This is a genomic window from Pseudoalteromonas sp. SWYJZ19, assembly GCF_015864375.1.
Taxonomy (GTDB): domain Bacteria; phylum Pseudomonadota; class Gammaproteobacteria; order Enterobacterales; family Alteromonadaceae; genus Pseudoalteromonas; species Pseudoalteromonas arctica.
Map to the genome: position 1 here is coordinate 1 of NZ_JADYXI010000023.1, position 25,689 is coordinate 25,689.

The window sequence follows — 25,689 nt, forward strand, 5'->3', positions numbered from 1 at the left end:
ACACTTAGTTTTAAACTTTCTTTCGACAATTTAAAACCGAAGTTTTACTTAACTCTCTGAGTTGTTCCTGCCTCGCTATGCGTTGGCGTTTCCCGTCTCAGTGGGGTCGCATTATAGGGAGATTCGAGCGGGGGTCAATGTTTTATTTCAGCTTTTTGACAATTAAATGAATTTAGTATGAAAGCTATACAAATAAAGGGCTGCAGAGCTTTATTTGCCTATTAAACAACCAACATATGAGCAGTTAAACTATGTGCATACATAAAACTACAATATTAGGTGCGTTAGGCTAAGCCAACTACAGTTTTTAGTTGGCGTTTAATAAAGTCTTACGTATGCCGTTAATTAAAAACTATAATTAAAGCCTGCGTAATAGCGTCGTCCTGAATAGCTTGAATTAAGTAACCGTGCATCTGTATCATCACCTAAACGCGTTACCGATTCCGACTTAGTTAAATTAATAACAGCAGCTGTTAAGCTTAGCCCTTCATACAAATTAACCGATGCATTAACATCAACCTGTTCGTACGGATCTTGATATACATTTAAACCACTATTAAGGCCTAATACTGTCTCCCCTCGTTTGTTATATGAAGCGCGCACATTAAAAGCGTCACCTTCATAATAAACAGAGGTGTTGTACTGATACTTTGCACTGCCTATTAATGCCGATTGACCAAACTCTTTACCATTTACGGTTACATCTGCTTTGTTAGTTTTGTTATAAGTGTAGTTTGCGTAAAAACCAAAACCATTATCAAACGCATGCTGAATAAATACTTCCGCGCCTTTAGATATTGCATCGGTACCATTACCTACAGTGCTATACGGAGCTATATTAATAGTATCTGCATCAACTATATTATTTTTACCGGCAAAGCTTTGCTCTGCATCTATTATTAGTGGCACAACAAAGTTATCTACTTTCTTATGAAAAAGTGCCAATCCAACCGCAGAACCCTTTGCATAATAATACTCAATAGATAAATCAGCTTGCACCGATTCAAATGGCTTCAAGTTTTTATTACCACCACTGCCGCTAAAACCTGGCTGTTCATTAAATGCAGCTCTATCATTTGCCCATTCATCCGATACAAACGTAATACGCTGCTGCGCACCTAAATCGCTGTAATCAGGACGAGACATTACTTTTGCTATTGCCCCACGAATAACTAAATCGTCAGTTGCATCCCACGCTATATTAAAGCTTGGTAGTATTTGAGTGTCTTCGTTTTGCTGAGTGACTAATTGATAGTCTTCTACAAAGCGTGCATCACCAGTTACTGGCTCGCCTGTTTCATCATTTGTGTGATCTAATTGGTAGGTATATAAGTCGGTAGATGAAGTAAATGTTTTTGTTTGCACAACACGCACGCCAAAATTACCTCTTACTTCACTAAATTCAAAATCGCCTTGTATATAAAAAGCAGATATCTTCTCTTCAATGTCGTAAACAAAGTTATCTTCAATGCGTGTATAAGGTACATAGTTAGCAGTGACCATATCGCGGTATTTGTCCCAGTCGATACTTGGCATTTGGTTTATATCAAAACCCCCTACTATATTACTCTCACTTGTAAATACATTTTGAGCTAATGGCATTCCACCATTCCATTGGTAGCTATCAAAACGAGTAATACCTTGCTCGCTTGCTTCGCCCGCAGCAATATCAAAATTAGGATCTAAAAAGAAGGTATTACCAGTTTCACGATGAAGCGTGGAGTTACGGTATTTAACACCGGTTCTAATTGTTTTTAAAAAGCCCCAATCAACATAAAAATCCACATCAGCTTGGTAATAATCTTCTTCTAACTCACTGCGTACAAAACTTGAGTTTGAAGAGCCCGCATCACGACCGCCTCCAATTCCATTTTGCAAGTTAGCTAGTGTATTTGGGTCAATATTAAGTGACACATTATTTTGGTTGAGTGACCAGCCTGCCATTTGAGCAGCATTTTGAATAGCAGTGGCGTTTACGCCCGCGTTTGAGCTTTTATATGCAGCTTCCCAGCTTTCTTCCGGCCCCCCTTCTGATTTTGTATTACCCACGACAAAGCGCGCTTTAAAATTATCGCCTTCATAAGTTAAATTAAAATCAAAGGTATCGGAGGTGGATTCTTCACGTACATAACTGCCGCGCATCCATGGAAACTGCATATCACTTTCAATACCGCTTGCCATCGCATCGTATTGCATACCTGTAACAATAGCGCCCGACTCATCAAGATTTACATCAGTTAAAAAATCAGAATTTAAAGACCACTCAGGTATATCAATCACAGATTCAGTTCTGTCTTGGCCGAGTGTAAAGCCAAAGTAATTAAATCCAAGCTCTAAACGATTTGTTGGTCGCCACTGTGTACTAACTTGAATTCCTTCGCGCTCACGTTTTTCGTTAAGAACTGAGCCTCGCACAACTTGTGGAAACCAAACACCATCGTAACTGTTGCCGTTTGCATCATTAATAGTATCCCAACCATTATTGTTATTAACTGCGTTACCATTTATATCTGTAGGTTGTCCACCGCCAGTGTAGCGCCATACATTTGCATCAGTTCCTCCCGAAAGTGTCCTGTTTGTTCGTTCCTGATAGGTATAGCCAACTAATACACCAAAGTTTTCGTTGTCGTTTTTCCATGAATATAAACCCGTAAACTGCGGTTCGTACTCTTTTGTAACATCAGCGTAAGTACTCTCTACATTAAATACACCTGAGTTTGCATCCATACTCAAAGGCTTTCGGCTATGCATTAATACAGTACCACCAACCCCTCCTTCATCTAAGCGTGCCTCTGGCGATTTATAAACCTTTACACTTTCAATCATCGAAGACGGTAACAAAGCATAATCAAACGAACGCGAAGGCTCTCCCGGAGAAGACGCAATAAAATTACCATTAAGCTGTGTAAAAGTTAGCGCCGACGACAAACCACGAATACTGACTGATGAACCTTCTCCGCCGTCACGCTCAATTACCACACCAGGTACACGCTGAAGAGAGTCCGCAACGTTTTTATCAGGGAACTTCCCAATGTCTTCCGCTGTAATTGCATCAACCACTGAGCCAGACATGCGTTTTACATCTAAGTTTTCGGCCATACTTGAACGGATGCCACGTACCTCTATTACTTCCATATCTTTTGTGTGCTGCGAGTTTTCGTTTTCTTGCGCTGCAAAAGCACACGTAGAACCCAAAGCAGAAAAAATTGATACATAAAGTGATGACTTACAAAACGTTGAAAAAGGGAAAGGGTATATACTTGCTACTATCATGTGAGAGGCTGTTCCATTTAAATCTGCTCATAAAACTAAAGCGAGAAGTTAGTCCTTTTACGCAAATTATTCACGTAATGGCAAAAATTGTTCCCAATTCTACACAGCCAAACTTAACCGTTTGTTAACCAACAATATTAAATTAAATAAACGTCTCTTTTAACTGTATTTATACCTATTAAATGAAAGTTAAAACCCAGCCCACACATCAAATCCGCTCTCAATTAACAAACTAAGAGCGGCTTTGTGGTATTTAATAGCTTAATGAAATAATTACAGTGCAAAAATCATCATAAAGTGTATACAAAAAAACGAAGGGGATAATTAGATGTGGTAGTCAGCAGTTTATACTTTAAAAAGCAAAACTGCCGGATGATATTTGAAAGAAGTAACAATTGCTAAATAGCGCTTGGTTAATCAAGCGTAGCAATAACCACTGAAAGCTCGAGTAATGTCGGCTTTCCACCATAATAATTGGTATCTATATGATAGCTATTACCCACCCAGAAAGGTGCTTTAGTTGAGTTATGTCCATGTATTGAAAAGTCGACTCCATGACTTTTAACTACCTTATTTTGTTTAACTACTTCGCGATCCCACAATAGAGATTGCACAATCACCGATTTATCATCAGGGTAATTTTCCCAATCCCACGATTGGGCAAATGTATGAGACAACCCAATTTTATAACCACGATATTCAAGTACTATCGAAAGAGGCTTAGTTAGTAACTCATCGCACATAACATTGAGCTTTTCACTCGATACCGACTTGTGCCAATTGCCACCATTGTCAGTCCATAATTTAAAAGCCGCTTCATCATTACTTAATAATGATTCCAACATTAAATGCTCATGATTACCTAATATCATACATGCCCTAATGGCTTGTAAGTATGTGAATAAGTCATATGTTTTATCCCCGCGATCAACAAAATCGCCTAGGCAAAACAAAGTATCTCTTTCAGGGGTAAAATTTACGTTATTAAGTGCGTTTTTTAAGGCCGGTAAATCACCATCAAGATCGCCAATTACAAACACTCGGCACTCATCATTAATAAATATTGCTTGTTTTGAAGATACAGCCTGAATAGCGTTAATACCTATATGCAAAATAGACTCCTATAGAATGCAATCTAAAACTTAGATTAATACTTGAGTTTATAAAGCCTTAAGGTAACACAATATAATTGATAATTAATGAAGGTAATAAAATTTGATTGAAACTAAAAATGCATGACAGCGGACTTTAACTACAAGCTAAATAAGTAATGTAGATAGTTTTTAGCCAATAGTAAAAAGCGGCTTAGCAAAATACCTGAACAAGTTATAAGTTCGTTAGCAGCACAAACTTATCAGCCAGCTCATCTAAACTTTCACGCTTATTAGGATCGGGCTTTATACAGTCAATAGGGCAAACACTTACACAAGTAGGTTTATCATAATGCCCTACACACTCAGTACATTTACTTGCATCTATTTGGTATATTTTAGCGCCCATATAGATAGCCTCATTAGGGCACTCTGGGTCACACATATCGCAGTTAATGCATTTGCTATTTATGAGTAGAGCCATTTTTTAGCCTTTTCAATTAATATCATTATAAAACAAAAAGATAAGTAAAAACAAATGTGTGTAAAGGCTAACTTTTGTGCAGTTCTAGTTTAATAAAAAACCGCTATTTTTCATTAAATCGTAACACAAATTAGTAACACAAATTTTTATTTTTGGGTGTAAATTACAGCCGCGAATTATGCCTATCTTTCTCTGTTGCTTTGTTGATCTTAATCAATAAAAATCGCCGCAAGGCCTTTATTTATATAGGTTTAATCAAAGTGAAAAAATCACTATCAACGCTTACCAAAGCTCAATACACGAAAGCGAAACTAGAATGGAAGCAACTTAAATCGCCATTTTCTATGCAGCACATAAATCGCTGTGTTATTTTGGCTTCTCAAATCATCTTTTTTGAGGAAAAAGAAAAATCAAAACAAGAGGTTAAGAAACAAGATACGAAGCGATTATCGAAATATGAGGCACAACACAATCTTCGTCTTATATTTACCCTATCTGGAACAGTATCTTTTTACTCAGCTTTCCCTAAATCATCTGGCATAGCTAATACCAAGTTAGGTGAAGCACCTGAATTAACAATAGCAAAAGCGCGTAAGCTTACTGATCAAATGAAGTATGGCGTTTTAAATAATCATAATATTAAAACTGTGTTTGATGCATATGAACAAAGCTTAATAGAGCGTCATAACATCGCACCCACTAAATTTGCAGCTTCATCGCTCAGAACATATCAATGCAGAATAAAAAAGCTCAGGCATCATTTTCCGCTTAAGAGAGCGTTCCAGTCTCTTACAGCTGGAGAGTTAGAAAAGATTGTAGATATAATTATAAAAACAGAGTCTAACAACCAAGCAATTGAGCTTTTTGCACAAATTAGAAGAGTATGGCGATTTGCCAAAAACAAATTTAACTCAGGTAAAAACCCAGCTGCTGATATCGATGACTTTTACGTATCTGACCGTGTAGAAAGCCCCCGTCCTTGCCAAGTTTATACAGACTTAGATTCGATAGCTGAATTATGGATAAATCTAGCATCGGCCCCAAATGTACATCAAAAAAATGCTGCGCGATTTATGATTTTGACAGGCATTCGCCCTATTAATATTCCACAAATGAGGTGGGAGTGGCTCAATAGTATCGACTTTCCAACCATAATTACCTTTCCGGCATCTGTTGTTGGGGTTCGTGGAGAAATGAAAAACCAAAAAGAATATAAGCTACCATTAACCAAAGCCATGCGCGCCATTATTTTAGAGCAGAGAGCCTGGATGGAAAATGCGCTTCCGAACTGTAACCCTGATCACATATTTCTTCAGCCACGGGACGTTAGAAAGCCATTTGCAAAAAGATCGTTAGATAAGGTGATAAAAGATTATTCACCCGTTGATGCAGTAAAAGGTGATCAAAGAAATATTGTAATGAAAGGATCGGCAGGTGCATTTTGCACTATGTGTCGAAGCTTTTTTAAATCCAACACAAAAGCGATTATGGTTGATAACGGCTACCATTTTAGACATGCAGAAGAACTAACCCGACTCGCGCTTCATCACCTAAGAAAAGAGGACGATCCAAACGGCTTGAATTATGATAAATCTGAAGAGCTATTTGGCACTTCAACAAAGCTAAAATTTAATGTATTCAAAATTCATGAAGCCAGTATTTTAAAAAGAGCGAAAGAACTCGAAAGCCAAAAACTCAGACTTACAGGTATGCAAAGTAAACAAGCTAAAAACCTTAAAGAAAACAACCAAAAGAAAGCCCTGAGAGATAGGATTAAAGATCATCTAGTTTATAAACGAGGTTATGTAAACTTCATTAATCAGCCTCTTGGTGATACGGGCAGAGTAGCAAAAGATTTGATCTTAACCGAAGAAGGAAGAGCTGTCGTTGAGAGATATTTAAGTGACCAAGAAGCTAAAGCAAAAAATAATTAAAAAAGTTTAATTTCGACTTACCAAAGTTTTTGTAAAAAAAATTAATTTCATATCATTGCCTTATTAGAGCGATACCTCATCAGTTATTTGATGATTTTAACTTTTTAAGGCTTATATATTAATGGCAACATCAGTATTAAATTCAATAAAACCATGTGAGGTCACGATTAAAAGTCGTGACCTTTACATGGCTGAATTTAATGCATTTAGGCCACCGTATAATGACGAGTCAATGGAAGAGCTAGCCAGCCTTGCGACTATTATATTAGCGCAGGACAAAGGTAGAAGGCTTTCAAAATATCAGCTTAAAGATCAAATAAGAATTGTATTCCAGCATGATGGCATTATTAAATTTTTTACTCATTTTAAAAAAGAACATGGCATAAAAAACACAAAGATTGGTGATTCTAATAATATGAGTTTTTCAGCAGCGAAATTAAAAGCGGCCGAAATATACAAAAAGAACACCTCTAATTACACATTCGAATTTGTAGTGAGTAAACAAATAGAAAACTTACAGGCAATTAATAAACATAGTCCTAGCAAGTTAGCTGAAACCACAGTAACAACATACACCTCTTACCTTAATGCAATTCAAAATGCCTTTGGTAAAAATACGTTATTTCAGACTATTACGCCTGAAATAATAGAAGCAACGCTTGACCAACTACTAACAGAGAAAAGTGGCCCGCATGTGGCTAAGTTATTCGAGCAAATGAAAAAGCTGTGGGTGTTCGCAAAAAATAAATATAATAATGGCGATAATCCATTCCTAGAAGTAGATAAAAATTATATATCTTCTCGAACGGCGAAGCCTATTCCTTGTAAGGCATACACTGATATATCTCTAATTTCTCAGCTATACATAAACCTAAAAACAGCTAAAAATAATACATTAATAAATGCGGTACTGTTGATGATGTTTACTGGGCTAAGACCCATAAATATTTGCAACCTTCATCTATCGTATATAGATGATTTAACTAACCCTAAATTTTTGACGTTTCCTGAAACAACCCATACCACTCGCGGTGCTATGAAAAACCAAAAAGAGTTTAAAATACAACTCACACCCGAGATGAAAAAAGCAATACAGCAAGAGTTAAAATTAAACTCAGACATAAACCGCACCTACTTATTTTGCAAGGTTAAAGACGACTCAAAACCCATCAGTAAAGAGAGTTTAAACCGAAAATTAAAGCAACATGCACCAGAGGGAATGGTAGCTACACCACGTGACAAAATATATATGAAAGGATCTGCCGGAGCATTTCCAACACTGCTGCGCAGCTTTTTAAAATCACATATGAAAGAAGTGCTAACTAAAAAAATTGGGTCATCAACAATTGCTGAAATTGAATCTAAAAAAATGTTACATCACTCTGTTTCAGAACATGATCCAATGAGTAAACATTATGACCACTCCAATATATTATATAACACTGATATAAAAGCACTTTACAAAAACTTTAACCTATTTGAGAAGGGAATTCTTAACGAAGTTAAAAAGCAAACTAAGTTAAGAAAAAAAACAACTCAAAAATCATTTTTAAAATTAAATTGTTTTAATAAGGTTGCTGCCAAGTTAAAAAGTACAACAAGTACTTATTCAACTATCTGGAGTAATATAGTTCAGCAAACCCAAAAGCTTAAAAAGAGCCGCCCTTTGCAAATATTAGAGTAGCGCTTACATATTGCAATACAACTTTTTCTTTGCTTACAAAACCTATAAAGAGCTTTTACTAGGTGGTGCAGATTGATTTCTTATAAAAGCAGGGATATCAAAAATATCAGATGCTTTTGGTTTAGTGGCGACTACTTTAGAGTTTGACTCATTTTTAGTGTCATCAAGTATAATTTTTGAACTCGCGCCCGTAGCAATAACCAGTAGCTCATAATTGGTTGTTAAGTTTTCTATTTTTGATACACCACAAATAACTAACGCATTAGGGCTTACTTGTTGACGCACAGTATCAGTAATAAGGTTATAGCTACTCAGTGAGATTTCATCTTTGCAATTTACTTGTATTATCACGCCAGTACTTGATGACATATCTACCTGATTAACCAGTGGGTTATTGAGTGCACTATCAAGTGCAGTAGTGAGCTCGCTCTCATCATTACACTTGCCTACGCCAAGTACAGCATCGCCTTGGCAATCCATAATTTTCGCAAAATCATTTAAATCAACGTTTATTAAGCCTTGATAGCAAAGCATATCGATGAGTGATTTTATCAGTGAGTGGAGTATTTGGTTTGAATGCTTAAACGCATCGAATAATCCTATATCGTTACCAAGCACCTCAATCAGTTGATCGTTTGGGAGAGTAATAACCGCATTAGCATGCTCTTTAAGCTCATTTAAACCTGCTTGCGCTATATTATTTCTAAACTGCCCTTCACTACTAAATGGTAATGTAGCAACAAATATAATGGGCTTACCTTGCTCACTAGCAAGTTGTGCAATATACGGGCTAGCGCCAGTCCCAGTACCGCCCCCCAACCCTGTAGCACACAGTATTATATCGCAGCCATTAATGAGCGTTAAAAGCTGATCTTTACTTTCTTCTGCCGCTTGCAGTCCAACTTTAGGGTCTGCGCCGGCACCGTAACCATGCGTGAGCTCAGCTCCTATAAGCACTGCTTCATCACTTTGTGTATGCTCAAGTACTACTTTATCGGTATTAACACTGTACAAGAATGCCTGATCAGACTCGCGTTGTTCAAAAATACTGTTCAGCGTATTACAGCCACACCCACCAATACCAAATACACCAATCGATAAACCATCATTTTGTTGAATTAATTGAAACATAGCTACTCCTTAACTTTAAAAGGAGCATACCAAACAGGTGCGTCAAATTTTGACGCACCTAAGTTAATTAGCGTTATTGATAGTTACTAGCAGCCGCTTTAAGCTTTGTGGTAATTCTTTTCCTAATGCGCTCAGGTTGTATGACTTCAAGCCAATGAGCACATTTAAATAGCTCATCGGTTAGTTGTTCCGTATCAATAGCCTGATAGGTAAGTAATACGTTTTTATCGTCAATTTGTTGCTTGTCAGTCTGCTCACCAAGCTCAATAAACCCTTGATTAACAGCCGAATGGGTAGGTACTTTTATTACTAATTCGATAGTTTCTTGCGGCATGCCTTTACTAATAGCACTACGTAACGATTTTAATTGCTCGGCACTTGGCTCACGTCGTGTCTTTTGCAAAATGTGTACATTACGAATGCGGTAAACCGGCATTTGGTAACACTTATCGTGAAGCGTCCCCACCATAAACTGCGCCATTAACACACCGCCTTGCTCAACTATGTTATAAAAACTCAACTCAGCAAACTTTAACCAATGTGCCTCATCGTAAAGTACTCTATAAAGCTCAGTGCTCACTGCACGCTTATGCTTAATCACATGCTCAATTTGCTCAACTAGCTGATTATCAATATTCACTTTTAACGACGACTTTGGAAGGATTGAAAGCCAGTCAGGCACATGGCCATTAAAACGTTTAAGAGCCTGCTCTGCTTTAATATGCACTGACTGCTTAACGTCACCCGGGACTGATTGCGGTAATAACTGCTCCAACAGCAAATAGTGTTCAGCCATTTCACTGCTCATTACTTTTGTATTACCACCTCGCCACTGCGCATTGATAGACCAGCCATAGGGCTTACTGCGGGTATCTTTTTCAAGCCCAAAGCAGCCTTGCTCGTATAGTGATTGAAGATCTCGTTGAAGCATGCGGGTTGATAAAACAATACCGCGATCAACCAGCTTTTGCTGAAGTTGAAGGATCGAGATAGAGCTAGGCGCTATTGGCACAAGCTCTAAAATTGATAAATGGCGGTGTGAGATCATTATATTAAGTGGTGTGGAGTCATTTTTGAATTACTCTAAAGTGCTCTTGGATACTTCGTCCAAATTTTATGTCAGCTGATAAAGCGATGCGGTACCCTCGTAAATAATGTTTATCTAACTTTGATCGATCTTTTAAAGGTACTGTTATGAGCTTTTTTTTCATAACTTCAACCGCATTCCATGCAGAAATATCAACTTCAAGAGAGGCTATTATTACTTGGTTTCCAGGACTCCCTGTAATACCAAGTATTAACGTCGGAGACAGTTTTTTATCTTTAATCCAAGTACCTAGATATTTATCATTTCCTAATTGCCAATATTTTTCTACTCTTTCGACGATTGCATCATCACTAGGTGGGTCTACTAAATTATACCCAACTCTATCGCCTAACGTTTTATCTGTGACCTTAACTAATATAATTGACTCTGTATTCCCTTTAAACAAACGGTCATATTCTAAAGGTTGTTGCTCAAGCCTAGTAATGTATTTTTCTGGCACACCCAAAGGACGAAAACTGTACTTAGAAGACTCTTTTCGCATATTAAATTCAGGCTGGTGAGTAGAAATTAATGCTTCTTCAACAGCAATAGCTGTTTGTTCATTTTCATACGGGCCTGCTATTTCGAGCTTATAGCTTGCTTTTTTCAGCCAATTCTCAAGTTCACTATTATGTGTCTTTTTTTGGTGCGATGAGGCTCGTGTAGCAGACTTGCCCCTCCCCGCATATTTAATTTTGGAAGTCTTTGGGTCTCTGTATATATAGACATACTGTTCATTAACTTTCATAGATACCCTTTTAAGAATTAAAGCTTTTAACTGTTTTTAAGTTATAAGCTGTGAGAAGTCCACTATTCTGTATCGAAAATTAGATGTAATTAATTCTAAAAACTAAATAACAAACCCAATCTTCTGCTTACCACCTTTTTTTAGGTCGTTTTGCTCTTGTAAAATCGATAACATTCGCTCTTGAGTCAGTCTTTTTTTTGAAAACTTCATTTGCCTTTTTACAATCGCGAAGTCACCAGGTGTGAGCTTTGTAAGCTGGAGTAACTCATGCATTAAGTGCTTATTTAACACTCCTGGGCCTAATGTATCTTTAAATAATTGCTTAGCCTGAACCGAGGTTAAATAGGTTAAATTTAAATTAAAATCAAATCGCCTCATTACCGCTTTATCTAAATTTTTAGCAAAGTTAGTTGCTGCAAAAAGTGGGAGTTGAAATTGCTCCATATGGCATAGTAATTCATTAACTATTTGCACCTCCCAATTTGCGTTAGCTTGTTCGCGGCTGCATAGCAAGCTATCCGCCTCATCAATAAATATTGCACTTCCTTCTTGTGTAGCTTGTTTAAATAGTTGAGCAATATTTTGCTCACTTTCGCCAACCCACTTGCTTAATAAGTCAGATGCTTTAACAGATATAAGTTTAAAATCAGCTTTTTCGCATAAGTAATTTACAAAAGCTGTTTTACCCGTGCCAGGCGGGCCTGTTAGCAGAGTTCGTGAACTCGAATATTCAATTACAGCCTCTTCTACCTGTTCGAGTGATGAATATTCAGACTCTATATTCACCATTTTAGGATTAAATTTTTGCGCTGCTTGATAAGTTAATTCGTGAGCCGAAAAGCCGCATGCAGTTAAAGTATCTTGAATATTCTCTTCTATGCAGTCACGCGCGGTTTGTGCTTTAAATCCGCATAACCTAGCTACATGAACAGCTTTAGCAATATGAGCTGGCAGTAAGTTTTGTTGAGTAGCTAATTTACTTATAAAACTATTACCAACACTCAAACCTTTAACATATTTGCCAATCATTTTTTCTTTAGTTGTTTTGTTTAGCTCAGGAATTTCGTAAACAATATTAAATCGCCTAATAACGCTCTGTGGTAACTCTTCTAGATGATTAGTGATCCAAATACTCACAACAGGATGATTTTCAATATAAGTATGAAGTAGCTCTTTTGAGAAGCTTTTAGAGAATAAATCACGCTCAAAAATGTTTTCACATTCATCCAGTAACAGCATTGTTTTTTTACGCTTGCCAACCAACTTACTCACCACATTAAAATGCTCTAAACGCAGCTCAGAGCTTGCGCTCCGGCTATCGAGTTCGTTAGTTGGGTTTATTAAGTTACTACCTTTAGCTTGTACCTTAAGCAACTGCGAACCACAGGCCTGCGCTATATATTTCGCCAATGAAGTTTTACCCGAACCTGGCACACCATAAAATAAAATACTCAATGGTTGCCCACCGGTCTTCGTCGCATTTTGCGTAGCTTTTAGTAAAGTATTTAAATCTAAGTGCGATAAATCAGCAGCGCTAAGTTCAGAAGCCTCACAGAGGGTGACCAAGTTAGATAAAATATCACTTTCACTATTTAACTTACCCTCGAGCAGGCTTTTAGCAATTGCGTTTGGTAATATTAAAAACTCATCTTCCCCAGCAAATATCTCCATATCCATTGAATACATGCTAGATTCAATAATTAACCCAATTTGCTTGTTGAGTAGTCCTTCATCAATATCAAGCACATAAGCTATTTTTTCTAAAATAACGCTCGCATAATCGTCACGTAAGTATTCAATAAGTTCGCGCAATGGTTTACTGAGCGTCATACAGCAAGAAAAAATAACTAATGGAGTTACCATTTTTGGTAGATCAAACGCGTTACAAAATATATGCACATTTTTTTGTAACGTTTTAGGTATTGTGTTTATTGCTAAATGATCTAATCGCGAGATCAAATCATCAACATCTAAACCTTGTAAATTTGCATAGTTAAAACCAGAAACGCTACATAAAGCCTTCTTAAATAGCTTATCGTGCCAAAGCTCTTCTACGTCGAATTCTTCTAATAATTCAGTGGTAAAGTGCGCAACTATACGCTTTAATTGAGGAGTTGGGTTCATGCTATGTACCTATTTATTTATAATCAATAAGTACATAGTAATTAGGTAAAGAGCTTTGAGTTCACGTAATAGCATAAAATCAAAGTCACCGTAAACAATTGAAATTAAACAGCTTTAAAGTTCAATTATCCAACCTTAAAAATAAATTTAATGTAAATTCTCAACATACTGTTTTATATATACTTTTGTTTATATTTTTAAGATATTTTTACGTATACAATTATCGGAAACTTAACATGGATGAATATAATCTTAACCCAGGCTCATCAGAAAACCCTATACTTATTAAAAATAAGCACCAAAACAATAGCTTATCAAAAGAGTATGCTACTCGAGGAGAAGAGTATGTTCATCGCCCTCTCTTACAAATGCATACTAAAAACAACAATGGAGAAAATGCATTCGCCTTTGATAAAGCTCCTGAAGGATATGAATTCTTCACACCAAACGTTATCACCAACCCAAACTTGCAACTACTAGACATAAAAGTAGCTTTATCTTTATTTGAATTACTCGATTGGCGTGATAACGGTGAAGGGATTGTTTACCCTTGTACTTCAGAAGACTTTGATCTTGAAAGTTACGGTGAACTTGGAGAATACATTCACTCAACCGACGGACAAATGATAGATATAGATCCAACACCGCTTTATGAGCACTTATCAGTTATACTAAACACTACTGTTAATAATAATGAATTAAATAAAGCACTAGCACGTCTCGATAGCTTCCACTACATAAACTTAACTCCTATTAATGAAGAAAACTCTAAACTTTATAAGAAAAACAGGTATCTTAGTAGTAATCCTAATCTAATACTTGTCGAAATTAACGATATGATGGATATAAAAAATTTAACTAACATTTGGATTTAATGTCTTTTTAGGTGCTTATAATTAGCTTAAAGGCGCAATTTATAGCATTTACATTTTTACAAATATCCACAATTTTGAAGGTAATAAAATGATACTCATAAAAGCAGGAACTAGATTTGACATCGATGAGGTAGCGCATTATGTATACTTACTCATCAGAAGCCGTCTTAACGACGATATAATAATAAATGAAGTCGAATTTAAAAAAGTAATTTATCAAATCCAAGCATCAATTGGCGACTTTGATTTATGGAGTTTAGTAAATGGGAGGTTTAGGTTTGGTGTACATAAATATCCTGTAGCTGGAGAGCTTTGTAAAAAGAATAAAGGCGCAGGTGTTTTCACTTTAAAAATAACAAATAAAAAAGCAGCTCTTTACATTGCTGGAGACGACAAGGTAAAAAAAGTAGTTCATGAAGAAATGGAATTAGATGGCGAGTCTAAACATCAGATAGAGTTAACAGATAATATAAATACAGATCATGCTATTAGTTTCATAAAGCAAGCTGTAAATACAGATAAAGTGCAATCACGCTTAATTACTGTTGACAATACAAACCCAACCGATATTTTTTATAGCTATCTTTCTCTTGATACAATAGCTTTGCAAGAAATAGAAACACTTGAGGATAGAGACACAAACGATAAGATTCGCCTTGTTTATGTTCGAGTAGGTCAAGGCCCGTTTAGAAAACAACTTTTAAGTATTTACGGTGAAACTTGCTTTATGTCAGGTAAATGCCCTGCGGAATCACTGCAAGCTACTCATATAATTCCACATGCTGATACTAACCACAAAGGTAACTTTGAAAATGAGAACGGCCTGCTTTTACGTTCTGATTTGCATAAGCTTTTTGATGATGATTTGATTAAAATTAATGATAATTTTGTGGTTAAGGTAAGTAATAAACTTAAAGATTATGACTTATACTACGAGTTAAATGGTAAACAGTTGCCGCAAACAAACAACTCAATTAACTTTGACAAACTAAAACAAAACCTGACTTTTCGAAATACTTTGTCAAAGTCAAAATTAGATAAAGCACTTGGTAAATAAAATTATTCATGTAACAGCCCTATGCAACTAACTATAAATTAATACCTTTACAGTTGCTAAGGGCTGTTAATTAGGGAATCTAGCACATTGTATACTATGGAGCTCTAACCTCTAATTCACAGGCAATCTTAATCTGCTCTATATGCTTGTTGTTCAATTCTATTTCCCTATCAATACGCTCTACTTCATCTTGTAGATTGCGTTTTTCTGAGTCGAGCTCTGTATGGGTTAACTTCATTTCAAATGGTATTCTTTCTATTTTCAACGATTGTACCTTAGTTTTATATGCCTTCGTTCGCTCTCTGACTAGATCATGTATTTTATTTCTAATTTCTAAGTTTCTATTAAATTCACTTAGACCTTCAGTAACTCCATCTAAAAAGTTACTTGCGCCTACTAGCGTCTGAGTAGCTGCAGATTTACTTTCATCATAAACTTTCTGTACCTCAGGTTTTGGTTTTGTGCACTTCATGATTAGGCCTGAAATGACCAAAAGTGGTAGAGCTATATAGGTTAGATAAACCCCTACATAAGTAACAGTAAATAGTGTTAGCAAATAAAGTGCTAATGTAAGCCAAAAAACTAAGCTTGCTTTAGAATGCATATAAATTAATCCCTTAAAATTAAAATTTCTTATCTAATTTGGCGCTGAAAATTCTCAAAGTTATTTAAGGCATCGAATGCAGTAAATACAGTCCAACCATGTCTTCTTAATATATTAGAATTACTCATATTAATAAGCACCGCTACTTTACGCCTTGGCCAGCAAAGATCGATTGAAACAAATGTTTCTTTATCTTGAATAACAATCCCTAGCTCAGCACCTGGTAATCTAGTCGACTCACATTTTTGTAAAAGGCCATCTAATGCTGTATCTGCACACTCTCGCAGATTATCGTAATTAAACACGTCAAACTTATGTTGTTCTCGTCTAAGCTGGTTAATTTTGAGAATATCTGAGTTACTTACATATATATGGTCATGATGTGGTTGCTTTTTATGGCAATCTGCACAAAGTACTCTCAAATTATCTCGTTCATTATCTGCTTTATTCCCATTGATATGATGAGTATGTAAGAGCCTTTTTTCAGATTTAAGATCAATGCCGCATTGCTCACATGAGTAATTTAAATCGCTTCTTAACTTAGCCGAAATTGATGGCCAATCTGACGTATAACCGCTTGTGCTTTTTTTACTGTTAACAGGTAAACTTTTAAAGTAGGAGCTATAAACTTCGAAAAATTGTTCAAATGAAAAACTATTAAATACTTGGTTTTTAACTTGAGAACTTTGAGTAGAATAACCCTTGTAATTAAGAATTTTTAAGCAGTTTTTGCATACACCTAAATCAGCCTCCCCCTCTGTATTAGGCCCTCCTCTGTAGCTAGAGCCAAATACAGGAAAAAAACCATCAACGCGATTAATTACATCATAGCGTTTAAACCGGCCTGTTTCTCGCATCAACTCAAGAGTAGAACACTCTGCCACATGGATACGTCGTCCCAATTTACCATTAGACAACACTGCTTCAATGTCATCGCCTTGATCAGGTATGTAAAGCATAACTTGATGGCCATCATAGTTTAGTACACCGTTTGACCCATCAATTTCATCTAACTGTACATCTTTACCTAAAATCATCCCTTGATTAAGGTGACTGCCAATACTTTCAAGTTCAGAAGCATCACTGGTAATAGAAAAGTCAGTTACTATTTGCCCTAAGGGTGCTACCGCTCTATGTAACGCACTAAAATCAACTGTTAGCTTCATTACTGTGCCTCCAGTATCCGTTTTATTTGAATATCAGCATTAGTAATAGCTCTAAAAGATACACGTCTTGACCTTGCAGCATCTTCCACTCCATTCTCTTTAATCAGGCGCGAAGATGAAAAACCAACTGCAGCAATATTAGCTTTAATCCAATCAGACTCATTAGGCATAAGTGCATAACCATACTCTAATACAGAACGTGTTCGACCCTGAGATAATCGCATATTATAAAAGTATGCTTGCGCTTCTGAAGAGCCTCTTAAACCAACACTCGAAGTATGACCCTCAATACGAATTTCATCTAAAGAGTCCCTAAACGGGGCAAGCACGTTGATATATCGAGGGAAAAAGTCGTTTAATATTTCTTTATATGCGTCACTTAGTCTAGTTTCATTATTAGCAAATAAAACATCAGGAGATTGAAAATTGAACGCTAACGTTTCTTTGTCTATTGTTGCTCCCCACTTATTAAGGTCTTTTTCAAACTCGCTTTCTAGAGCTTCATATATAGCAACTTGGTTTTGTTGGTAAGCAACAGCAACATCTTTAATCTTGTCGTTTTCTTTTTGAGTTATCATCATAAAAACAATAGCTATAAACAAGAATACAACCATTAAACCAGCCATCAAATCTGATACAGTTAACCAATGGTCACCACTATCTTGAGAGGTGTTTTGAGAGCCAAATATCTTTTCCATTACATTACTCGCTGACTTACAACTTCATTCATCGCTTTAGTTAGCTTAATATAATCATCTACAAATTTACCGCTTACCTGTGCAAGTGCCTTACCCATTTCATTCATTACACGGTTTATTTCTTGCTGCATCGCAGTATCAATAAGTTTTAGTTGCGAGTCTACGGCTTCACCAGTCATACCAACCTGCTTTTTAACCTCATTTTCCATTGCATCAAAGGTACGTTTAGCTTGATTAATTTGCTGTGTCGCAGCATCGTCAATCACTTCATTAAGGCGTTGCTGAAGTTTTTCTGCTGACTTAACTACAGTGTCACGCACCTGCTCTGTATCTGTCACAAGGTTTTGATTAGCTTGCTTCATAGTTGAAGTAATATCTTTAGCGTCATCTACTAATTTTTCAATCATGTCACGCATATTGTTATTTAAGTCAGTCACCGTATCTTGTAAGTGCTGCTTAATTACTTCAGTTTGCGACTGTAAATGATCAGATGTTGTCTTTAAGCTTTCGTTGGTTCGAGCTGTATTATCTGTAAACTCATTACCTGCAGTTTGAATTTCTTTACCAATCTTGTCTGAGCTTTCAATCAAACGCTCACCAACACTATTAATGCCTTTCTCTGTTTCATGAGCAAACTTGTCTAATAAATCATTAGATGTCTGAACGTGAGCTTTTATATAATCGTCTGATTGCGTAAGAAGGGTTTTATAATGGTCACTCGCTGTTGTTACAGCAGCCGATATATCGTTTACTGTAGCTTCAACTTGTTTTTGAATTTGCGGAACGGCTTCAACAGCTTTATCGCGCATATCTTTAAAGGCCTCTAGATGGCGTTCAAGCTCAGCTAATTGATGCTGATTAACTTCCATAACACCTTTCAATTCACCCATCGATTGAGGAATTATTTGGCTCTGCTCACTAATATGAGCAACAGATGATTCAGTAGCAGAAATAGAAGCAACACCATGAGCGTATTGGTCACTCATTTCTTTAAGCTGAACTTTATAGTTTTCTTGCCATTCAACTAATTTAATTACCGCTTCATTTAATTGTTTAAAGTTATCACCAAACTGCTCTGTTAAGTTGTTATTAAAATCACTAATCACCTGTTTTAGCGCTTCAATAACTTGCTCTGTAGCTGACTTTGATAAAGTATCTGCAAAGTCTTGTAGTTTAAGCCATAGCTTTTCACTAAACGCCTCAAAGTTCTCTTGTTGTTTTACAGCTTGTTCTTGGGCAATATTTATCGATGTTTTTGCATTGTCATTAATATCACCACGTAATATTTTTAATTGCCCAAACAGTGTTGATTCTTCATTACCAACAATCGCTTCTTTTAAAACTTTTGTTTCTGCAACCTGCGCTTGCATAGCACCTAATATCGCCTCAGGTGTTGCATGAGAAATGCTATCTTCTAGTTGCTTAGGTTTTAAAAATGAGAATGTAGACAGTGTTTTAAACACTAAAGATAAAAATATACCCGCTAAACTTGTAATAAATGCCGTTTTTAAACCTGCTAGTAATAACGGAATACTGGCTTCTATATCATTTTGATTAAATTCTAATAAACCAAGAACTATACCTAAAAAAGTACCAAATATACCCATAGTAGTTAATAGTGTTGGAACGAACTGAATAAATTCAACTTGCCTAGCCTTTTTGGTGTAAAACAAACCTGAACCAAAAACAAAAAGCATTAAAATTAATACTGCACCGCTAACAACGTTTGTATCAAAACTGCGTAGTAAACTTTCTAGTATATCCATATGATTTATCTTTTGTACTCTCGTAATTAAATAGACAACTACTTTGAAACCTCAAAGCAGAAAACACGCATTAATGGCGATAGAAAGAATTATAAAGAGGTATAAAATTAACAGTGGGGATATGGTAGTACTGCTCGGCTTTTATCCATAAAATCTTTACGCTCCCTTTCGCCATCCACAACTAAAATAAAGCAATACTTTAGTCGTGGCCAGATAGTATATAAATCAACTGTGATAAGCAAAAAAATAATGATAAACCACTAAAAAAGCAGGTTATATGACCAAATTTTAAGCTTATATTCAGCAACCTTTATTACTCAGCCAATATTAACCATTAATTATCAGCCGGGTTGTTAGCTAACTTCGACTTATCAATATCAAATGGTAATACTTTGAGTCTAAGCCCGTTATTAAAAATAAAATCAGGCAAGGGCTTTAAAAACTTAGCAGTCATAGGGTAGATCAGCCAAATAACTGCAGGTTCTGATTCATTCTTTTGATAAGTTTGGTTATAGGCCAACATCTGGTACATATCACTTTCACTTATTTCATACTTTTTGTTAGGTAAGTTTTCGTCAATCACCTTCCACTTTGTATCACCAATAATTAATTTATTTTCTGCTTGAATATGTAAGTCAGGCTTTAATTGGAAAAGCTTGCCATCATTAGTGCGTTTTTTACTGTCGCTAGGCGTATGACTGATTAAATATTGACTGCGGGTTTGTGTTTGTATGTCATAATTTTGAAATTGTTTTTTCAGACAAATTGGTACGTAATCCTCAAATACGCGTTCCATAGGAAATAATATAGACAACATACTTTTTGAACCATTTACCGATGTAGGGCTTTGATCTTTAAAAATCATCTCAATCCAAGGTCTAATCGCTTCATAATGAGACAAATGCCTGCCCCGTTGCCAAGAATTTAAATCCTGCCATATAGCTTTTGAAGTTGTTACTTCTTCAAAATGAAATAGTAACTCCCTACAAAGATGTTGCGTTTTTGCTGTCACACGCTTAAGCGACCAGAGCAAAGCACTTTTAATTAATCGGTTTTCAGGGCGATTAGTTATCAGCTCATCAAAGGCTATAAAATGATGGTGTTTATTAACTAAGTTATGCCTGATTTGCTGACTAACCAGTATTCTACCCTTTATAAAAGGTTCATTACTCTCGTGCGTTTCATACTGCCTTGCCACACCACGCTTAATTAATAAGCTTATTTCTTGCAAAAACAATTGTATGAATACATCAAGTAACGGCATTTTAGCCATATCTAACGATGCATTGTCAGCAACCTTACCTGGTAAATAACGCGTTGCCTTTAACATTTTTATGAGGTTAGAGCGATTACTATCAATACCACTTTCATCACTCTCACTATTTACGCTTTTTCGATGTGTTTTAGGCAATATTTCAATTTGATCGCCGCAAGGTAAGCAGATTACACCAACGTAGTTTTGGCAAACTAATACCTCTTGGCGCTTTTCAAAGCCATATCTAAATAACTTATCATGGTCTGCCTCACTGCAGGTTAACAGCTGTTTGAGCGCTTCAAATTGAGAGTGTTCTAGGTTTAAATTATCGCCTTCATACTTAGTAATATTACTTTTATACAAGCGAGAAAACTCATAAACAGACCATGTACGCATAAACCTTCCTTAGTTTTGCTCTTGTTCAGAAAAAAGCGCAGGAAATTTCTTGTCATCAATATTTTGATAAACCGCTGTATAATTTTCTATTTTATTAAAGGCTTTACCGTCTACATAGTAAGACTTCGCTGCATACTCATCAGAGTCATCAAGCCAAGTTGTATGCGCATCTTTAAGCTCAGAAACAAACCCATTATCATTAAATACTTTTTTAATTTTGTCCCAATCTTCAAAAAAGTATTCTTCCAGTAGCGGTATAATATTAGTGATAAATACTTTTTTAAGATCCGCTAAATTACTTAGATTCATTAATAAAGCGTGACCAATAATATGCTCTCTATCTAATAAAAGCTCTATCCGTTTGTTAATAGTAAATAAGAGCTTTCTTACATCAATACCATCTACATCACTTTTTAATAATGCATAGTCAGTTCTCAGCTCTTTAAATTCAAATCGGCGTCTTAACGCTATATCTATATGAGTTAAAGAACGGTCAGCAGTGTTCATTGTGCCAATAATATCGAGGTTGCTAGGTACAGAAAAAGGTAAATTTGAGTAAGGTAAAGTAACGGTAAGTTCGTGCTCTTTACCAGCACGTTTATCTATTTCTATAAGGCTTATCAACTCACCAAATATCTTACTAATATTGCCTCGGTTAATTTCATCAATCACTAACGCATATTGATGTTTAGAGTCAGCTTCAGCACGCTTGCACAGCCGTTTTAATATACCAGGCTTTACAACGTAACTTATATCACCATTGTCGTTAGTAACAGGCCTTAAACCCTCAATAAACTCTTCATATCCATAAGATTGATGAAAAGTCACAAACTCAAATCGCTTTATTTCGTCCTCGACAGAAGGGCCTGCTTTAAGCTCATTTAGTTGTTCCCTATAACTAACAATTAATTCATGTTCTTTATCAACAATAGTCCACTTACTATCTGTGTTTTTGTCAAATATTAACGGTTCAATGCGTTTAGCATACTTAACAGTTTTTGATTCTTGAATGGCATGTGTTTGCAAGGCTGCCCAAGCTGTCTGGCGTATGTTGGCAGTTCTGCCGTTAAGCGCTAACTTCTTTGTAAAATACTCATGGTTCACAATATCTATCACTGATACTTGTTCATCTTTATCAAGTAAAATAAGTGTAATCACTTCAAACCAACTTAATTCACTCAACTTATTATTAAGCCAAACTTCAGGTTCTTCAAAAGTTCCTGTTTCTGTGTAGTGTTCTTTTAACAGCTTTTGCAGGGTAAATGTTTTCCCCGTTCCAGGAGGGCCGTAATAAATAAGGTTTTTTGATTTTTTTTCCGATTTATTTAGTTCTGAGGTCATAGAAGGCTCGGTTTCGCCTTCTTCTATACATAAGTTTTCATCGTCACTTTCTTTTTTTAGCTTTTCAAACAGCCACCAAATGAATGTATTAAAAACGAGCACATTTTCAATTTTTTCTATCTTGCTTTTAATCTTCTTTGTAACAACCTGATTCAGCTCAGCCCAATTACCATCGCCATCAATACCTAGATCAAATGACTCATTTAAGTTTTTCGCAAAAGGCTTTAAAGCATCAATATTCAAAATCGTATTGTATTTTTTAGGGTCAACAGCCGCAAAAACTCTGTGGATTACACCACGCTTGACGGTGTTAAATTTTCCTTCTTTTTTAGCCTTATTAGCCCATTTATATATTTGTTCTAAAGTATTTGGAGTAGGCTCTTTGAAAATCAAAGCCGTAATTTCAGGTAAGTCGTCTAAAAGGTTTTTATATTCATCATTACTCAGAGTCCCTTGCTTAGCGCTCGCAATTCCATTAGTTTCAGATTTCCATAGTTTTTCTATAAAATCAGTTTCAAAATTGGAGGCTGTAGCACTTAAACTTTGCTCCACTTCTGCGCTAAAACGCTCATAAGCAGCGATCCAACCTTTATTAGGCTTTTTGAGGTAGTCGTTATATAAATCATTGATAGACTTATGTTCTACAACGTCTGTAATTTTGTAATTGAACTTAGAATTAACAAAGTTAATAAACTTGTTGGTGCCACTTGATTTGTCTCCATTACCGCTCCATTGATTACTCACATAAATAATGGTGTTATCTGAAAGTTTTAAAGATTCATCACCTGACTCAAAAAATCGTTTTTTATTATAATTTGTCTGCCTTTTTACGTGCTCTAAATCTTGTTGAGTAATAAACAAAGGTTTACTTTTAGTTCTGTATTCCTCGACCTCTTTGAAGTCATACTGTAACTGTTCAAATGTTGGATTATTCTCTTCAACATATTTTTTCATTATCGCTAAAATAAGACGCCCAACGCCCAATTGCTGGCCGTCAAAATCATACTTTTTTATAGTTTTCATATTGTTCCTTAATATTTATCTATATTATTTTTTGAGCGCAGTGCTGCTTAATTAAATCAAACATAGGCCTAAAAATTTCAAATTCAATTTCAGATAGATTGGGCACAAACTCTTGAGCGAATTTAACTTTATTTCCACTAAAAGTAATACGCTCGCCACCACATGATGTTTGCACTTTTGTAAAATAAGTACCTAACAAATCTTCTTTATAAAAAAGTAGCTCTATGGCTAAGTGAGAATCAGACCCTTTTCCCCACGGAGTATCATCCGCTTGTAAAACCTGTTTTTTAATGACATCAACATTAGGCACTGGAAGTAAAGCAACATATAAATTTGAAGGTGCCTTATTGAATATAAGCTGCCTAGTTAAGCCTTTGAATGGGTTTGACTCAACATTAGTCCCCTTCCCCCCCTTAGAAAGGCCGTTCCAATCATCATAAGCTTCGTCAAAGTCAAAAAGTGCAATGAAAGTTCTATTTGGAAAGTTATTTCTTAAATCTTCTCTCGACATCAAATTTCTTAAAAATTGTCTATCAAAAGCATTATGGATACAAAAAGGTCTTTCCTCGTTTTCGTATAGCTTTTTCCATGCAAGGTCTAATATATATTCGTCGGAAATGCCTTCTGTAAATAAAATCGGCTCTTTAGTATTTTTAACAAATGTTGAAATACTCATAATGCTTTCGTTTTTATCTAAGAAAATTTTATTTCCTGAAAGCTCCTTAATCAGCTTCATTTTGCTAACTGAGTTGACTTCAGAATTACCCTCAGCTGAAATTTGGATATTATTAAGCTGAGAAGTTAAAGAAGAAGTTAAGGTTGCTGCGCTATGGCTTGTCATTAATACTTGATTGGTTTTTAGTGCGGTGTCTGAAATTTCGTTAACTTGGCTTAAAAATTCAAATTGCCATTCAGGATGTAAAAAAGAGTCTGGCTCATCAAGAAGAGTTAAACAGTTATAATTTTTAAATATTTCGCTGATGCCGTAAATATAAACAGACTGAATTTGCCCGTCACTAAAAAAGTCTAAGCTTGCTTGAGTATCACAAGTGAGGGTTATATCAGCTTTGATGGCAGCCAACATATCTAACGCTTTTAAATTATCAAAATAACTAAATAAGCGGCCAGCATCATCATGCTCAAATTCATTGCGGAATAATTCAATATCTATGTTCAATACATATTGTTGTGGTGCTCTGAAATAAATTTCTCGATGCTTAAACGCACCCTTAATACATTTTTCAAGCCTTTTTACAAATTCTAAAGATCGCCCTTTTAAGCCCCAATAATGAGTTCTTGGATCAAAGTCATCAATCTGAGCGCCTTTTGCGTAAGTTTTACTTGGACGAGTAAGTGTCAGTTGAATAGACGTTTGTTGAGTAGCTAAACCGAGTTTATCAAATATAAACTGCCTAGCTTTATTTTCTTCCGGTAAAACCAGCATTGTTGCAAGTAACAAGTGCTTGTACTCAGAGCCGATACCAATAAAAATGCGGCTACTGTCGTTATCATCTTCATTACCTATTGCTCGCCTAAAGCGACTTTCATACTTTTCTAAAATTTTAGCTATGTTATTGTTTTTTCCTGAGTAATACATAAGTATATGCTCAGGAAATGGTATGTAGTCGCCCTCAGGAGGAATAACATAATTTGTTGTTAGTAACTCTCCAATATATTCAATTGACACTGTAGACTTATCAATTTCGTACTCAACTTTATATTTAAAGGGTGCGGGTATAATCTCTCTTCTATTACTGTCTCTATACTTAATCTCAGATTCATAAATATGCCTAAAAATCTCAATTAATGCTTCAAATAAATTTGATTTCCCTGAGCCATTTTTGCCTACAAATACTTCTAAAAAATTATCAGCCAACGTTAAGTTTAAATTTTTTAAATTTTTGTACTCGCTAATATATAGTGATTTCAATCTCATTATTATTGTTCTCTAT

The 25,689-nt window shown here is 35.7% G+C and carries 18 protein-coding genes; 4 read left to right on the forward strand and 14 right to left on the reverse strand.

Translation table 11 applies throughout. The annotated features are described in order from the left end of the window. Positions 1-345: 345 nt before the first annotated feature. From I6F45_RS18110 to I6F45_RS18120, 3 genes are all read right to left on the reverse strand, one after another. Positions 346-3,273 carry a TonB-dependent receptor gene (locus I6F45_RS18110; RefSeq protein WP_197161511.1) on the reverse strand — a complete coding sequence of 976 codons (2,928 nt, stop codon included), beginning with the start codon at positions 3,271-3,273 and terminating at the stop codon, positions 346-348. A 413-nt stretch (positions 3,274-3,686) separates the two neighbouring features. Beyond that, positions 3,687-4,385: a metallophosphoesterase gene (locus tag I6F45_RS18115; RefSeq protein ID WP_197142791.1), complete on the reverse strand. Its 699-nt coding sequence runs from the start codon at positions 4,383-4,385 to the stop codon at positions 3,687-3,689. A gap of 214 nt (positions 4,386-4,599) precedes the next feature. Beyond that, positions 4,600-4,848: a YfhL family 4Fe-4S dicluster ferredoxin gene (locus tag I6F45_RS18120; RefSeq protein WP_165728747.1), complete on the reverse strand. Its 249-nt coding sequence runs from the start codon at positions 4,846-4,848 to the stop codon at positions 4,600-4,602. 260 nt (positions 4,849-5,108) lie between these two features. On the opposite strand from I6F45_RS18120, the gene I6F45_RS18125 reads away from it, so the two are divergent. Further along, a complete protein-coding gene (locus tag I6F45_RS18125; protein ID WP_197161514.1) occupies positions 5,109-6,782 on the forward strand; it encodes a tyrosine-type recombinase/integrase in 1,674 nt (557 codons plus the stop codon). A gap of 232 nt (positions 6,783-7,014) precedes the next feature. Then, entirely contained in the window at positions 7,015-8,466 is a 1,452-nt protein-coding gene (locus I6F45_RS18130) for a tyrosine-type recombinase/integrase (RefSeq protein ID WP_231609703.1), read from the forward strand. Between the two features lie 42 nt (positions 8,467-8,508). Here the strand turns inward: I6F45_RS18130 and I6F45_RS18135 are convergent, their stop codons facing one another. The 4 genes from I6F45_RS18135 to I6F45_RS18150 form a co-directional block, all read right to left on the reverse strand. Next, the gene (locus I6F45_RS18135; protein WP_197161520.1) at positions 8,509-9,597 is read right to left on the reverse strand and encodes a cell division protein FtsZ; all 1,089 of its coding nucleotides are present in this window, start codon (positions 9,595-9,597) and stop codon (positions 8,509-8,511) included. Between the two features lie 73 nt (positions 9,598-9,670). Beyond that, entirely contained in the window at positions 9,671-10,645 is a 975-nt protein-coding gene (locus I6F45_RS18140; protein ID WP_197161523.1) for a WYL domain-containing protein, read from the reverse strand. A 19-nt stretch (positions 10,646-10,664) separates the two neighbouring features. After that, positions 10,665-11,432 carry a hypothetical protein gene (locus I6F45_RS18145; RefSeq protein ID WP_197161526.1) on the reverse strand — a complete coding sequence of 256 codons (768 nt, stop codon included), beginning with the start codon at positions 11,430-11,432 and terminating at the stop codon, positions 10,665-10,667. Between the two features lie 102 nt (positions 11,433-11,534). Continuing rightward, positions 11,535-13,556, reverse strand: a complete 2,022-nt coding sequence (locus I6F45_RS18150; protein ID WP_197161529.1) for an AAA family ATPase — start codon at positions 13,554-13,556, stop codon at positions 11,535-11,537. Positions 13,557-13,792: 236 nt separating this feature from the next. Here I6F45_RS18150 and I6F45_RS18155 point away from each other — a divergent pair, with 236 nt between their 5' ends. Together I6F45_RS18155 and I6F45_RS18160 are read left to right on the forward strand one after the other, a co-directional pair. Beyond that, the gene (locus tag I6F45_RS18155; RefSeq protein WP_024597746.1) at positions 13,793-14,431 is read left to right on the forward strand and encodes a hypothetical protein; all 639 of its coding nucleotides are present in this window, start codon (positions 13,793-13,795) and stop codon (positions 14,429-14,431) included. An 88-nt stretch (positions 14,432-14,519) separates the two neighbouring features. After that, positions 14,520-15,488, forward strand: coding sequence for an HNH endonuclease (locus I6F45_RS18160; protein ID WP_197161532.1), 969 nt, complete (start codon positions 14,520-14,522; stop codon positions 15,486-15,488). A gap of 94 nt (positions 15,489-15,582) precedes the next feature. On the opposite strand, the gene I6F45_RS18165 is transcribed toward I6F45_RS18160, so the two are convergent. From I6F45_RS18165 to I6F45_RS18195, 7 genes are all read right to left on the reverse strand, one after another. After that, a complete protein-coding gene (locus tag I6F45_RS18165) occupies positions 15,583-16,092 on the reverse strand; it encodes a hypothetical protein (protein ID WP_197161535.1) in 510 nt (169 codons plus the stop codon). A gap of 29 nt (positions 16,093-16,121) precedes the next feature. After that, positions 16,122-17,258 (reverse strand): HNH endonuclease, encoded by a 1,137-nt coding sequence (locus I6F45_RS18170; protein WP_197161538.1) that lies wholly within the window; start codon positions 17,256-17,258, stop codon positions 16,122-16,124. Further along, positions 17,258-17,956 carry an OmpA family protein gene (locus I6F45_RS18175; protein ID WP_197161543.1) on the reverse strand — a complete coding sequence of 233 codons (699 nt, stop codon included), beginning with the start codon at positions 17,954-17,956 and terminating at the stop codon, positions 17,258-17,260. Before I6F45_RS18175 ends, I6F45_RS18170 begins: the two co-directional genes overlap by 1 nt. Then, positions 17,956-19,722, reverse strand: coding sequence for a MotA/TolQ/ExbB proton channel family protein (locus tag I6F45_RS18180; RefSeq protein WP_197161545.1), 1,767 nt, complete (start codon positions 19,720-19,722; stop codon positions 17,956-17,958). Before I6F45_RS18180 ends, I6F45_RS18175 begins: the two co-directional genes overlap by 1 nt. Positions 19,723-20,056: 334 nt before the next feature. After that, a complete protein-coding gene (locus I6F45_RS18185) occupies positions 20,057-21,373 on the reverse strand; it encodes an McrC family protein (protein ID WP_197161547.1) in 1,317 nt (438 codons plus the stop codon). A gap of 9 nt (positions 21,374-21,382) precedes the next feature. Next, positions 21,383-23,737 (reverse strand): AAA family ATPase, encoded by a 2,355-nt coding sequence (locus I6F45_RS21455; RefSeq protein ID WP_231609704.1) that lies wholly within the window; start codon positions 23,735-23,737, stop codon positions 21,383-21,385. 19 nt (positions 23,738-23,756) lie between these two features. Continuing rightward, the gene (locus I6F45_RS18195) at positions 23,757-25,673 is read right to left on the reverse strand and encodes an AAA family ATPase (protein WP_197161550.1); all 1,917 of its coding nucleotides are present in this window, start codon (positions 25,671-25,673) and stop codon (positions 23,757-23,759) included. Positions 25,674-25,689 lie beyond the last annotated feature (16 nt).

Bases quoted from the DNA above. Each gene is read 5' to 3' on its own strand.
- I6F45_RS18130 (WP_231609703.1), top strand. From the start codon at position 7,015: ATGGAAGAGCTAGCCAGCCTTGCGACTATTATATTAGCGCAGGACAAA.
- I6F45_RS18155 (WP_024597746.1), top strand. From the start codon at position 13,793: ATGGATGAATATAATCTTAACCCAGGCTCATCAGAAAACCCTATACTT.
- I6F45_RS18150 (WP_197161529.1), bottom strand. From the start codon at position 13,556: ATGAACCCAACTCCTCAATTAAAGCGTATAGTTGCGCACTTTACCACT.
- I6F45_RS18135 (WP_197161520.1), bottom strand. From the start codon at position 9,597: ATGTTTCAATTAATTCAACAAAATGATGGTTTATCGATTGGTGTATTT.
- I6F45_RS18160 (WP_197161532.1), top strand. From the start codon at position 14,520: ATGATACTCATAAAAGCAGGAACTAGATTTGACATCGATGAGGTAGCG.
- I6F45_RS18195 (WP_197161550.1), bottom strand. From the start codon at position 25,673: ATGAGATTGAAATCACTATATATTAGCGAGTACAAAAATTTAAAAAAT.
- I6F45_RS18175 (WP_197161543.1), bottom strand. From the start codon at position 17,956: ATGGAAAAGATATTTGGCTCTCAAAACACCTCTCAAGATAGTGGTGAC.
- I6F45_RS18120 (WP_165728747.1), bottom strand. From the start codon at position 4,848: ATGGCTCTACTCATAAATAGCAAATGCATTAACTGCGATATGTGTGAC.
- I6F45_RS18185 (WP_197161547.1), bottom strand. From the start codon at position 21,373: ATGCGTACATGGTCTGTTTATGAGTTTTCTCGCTTGTATAAAAGTAAT.
- I6F45_RS21455 (WP_231609704.1), bottom strand. From the start codon at position 23,737: ATGAAAACTATAAAAAAGTATGATTTTGACGGCCAGCAATTGGGCGTT.
- I6F45_RS18180 (WP_197161545.1), bottom strand. From the start codon at position 19,722: ATGGATATACTAGAAAGTTTACTACGCAGTTTTGATACAAACGTTGTT.
- I6F45_RS18165 (WP_197161535.1), bottom strand. From the start codon at position 16,092: ATGCATTCTAAAGCAAGCTTAGTTTTTTGGCTTACATTAGCACTTTAT.
- I6F45_RS18170 (WP_197161538.1), bottom strand. From the start codon at position 17,258: ATGAAGCTAACAGTTGATTTTAGTGCGTTACATAGAGCGGTAGCACCC.
- I6F45_RS18110 (WP_197161511.1), bottom strand. From the start codon at position 3,273: ATGATAGTAGCAAGTATATACCCTTTCCCTTTTTCAACGTTTTGTAAG.
- I6F45_RS18140 (WP_197161523.1), bottom strand. From the start codon at position 10,645: ATGATCTCACACCGCCATTTATCAATTTTAGAGCTTGTGCCAATAGCG.
- I6F45_RS18145 (WP_197161526.1), bottom strand. From the start codon at position 11,432: ATGAAAGTTAATGAACAGTATGTCTATATATACAGAGACCCAAAGACT.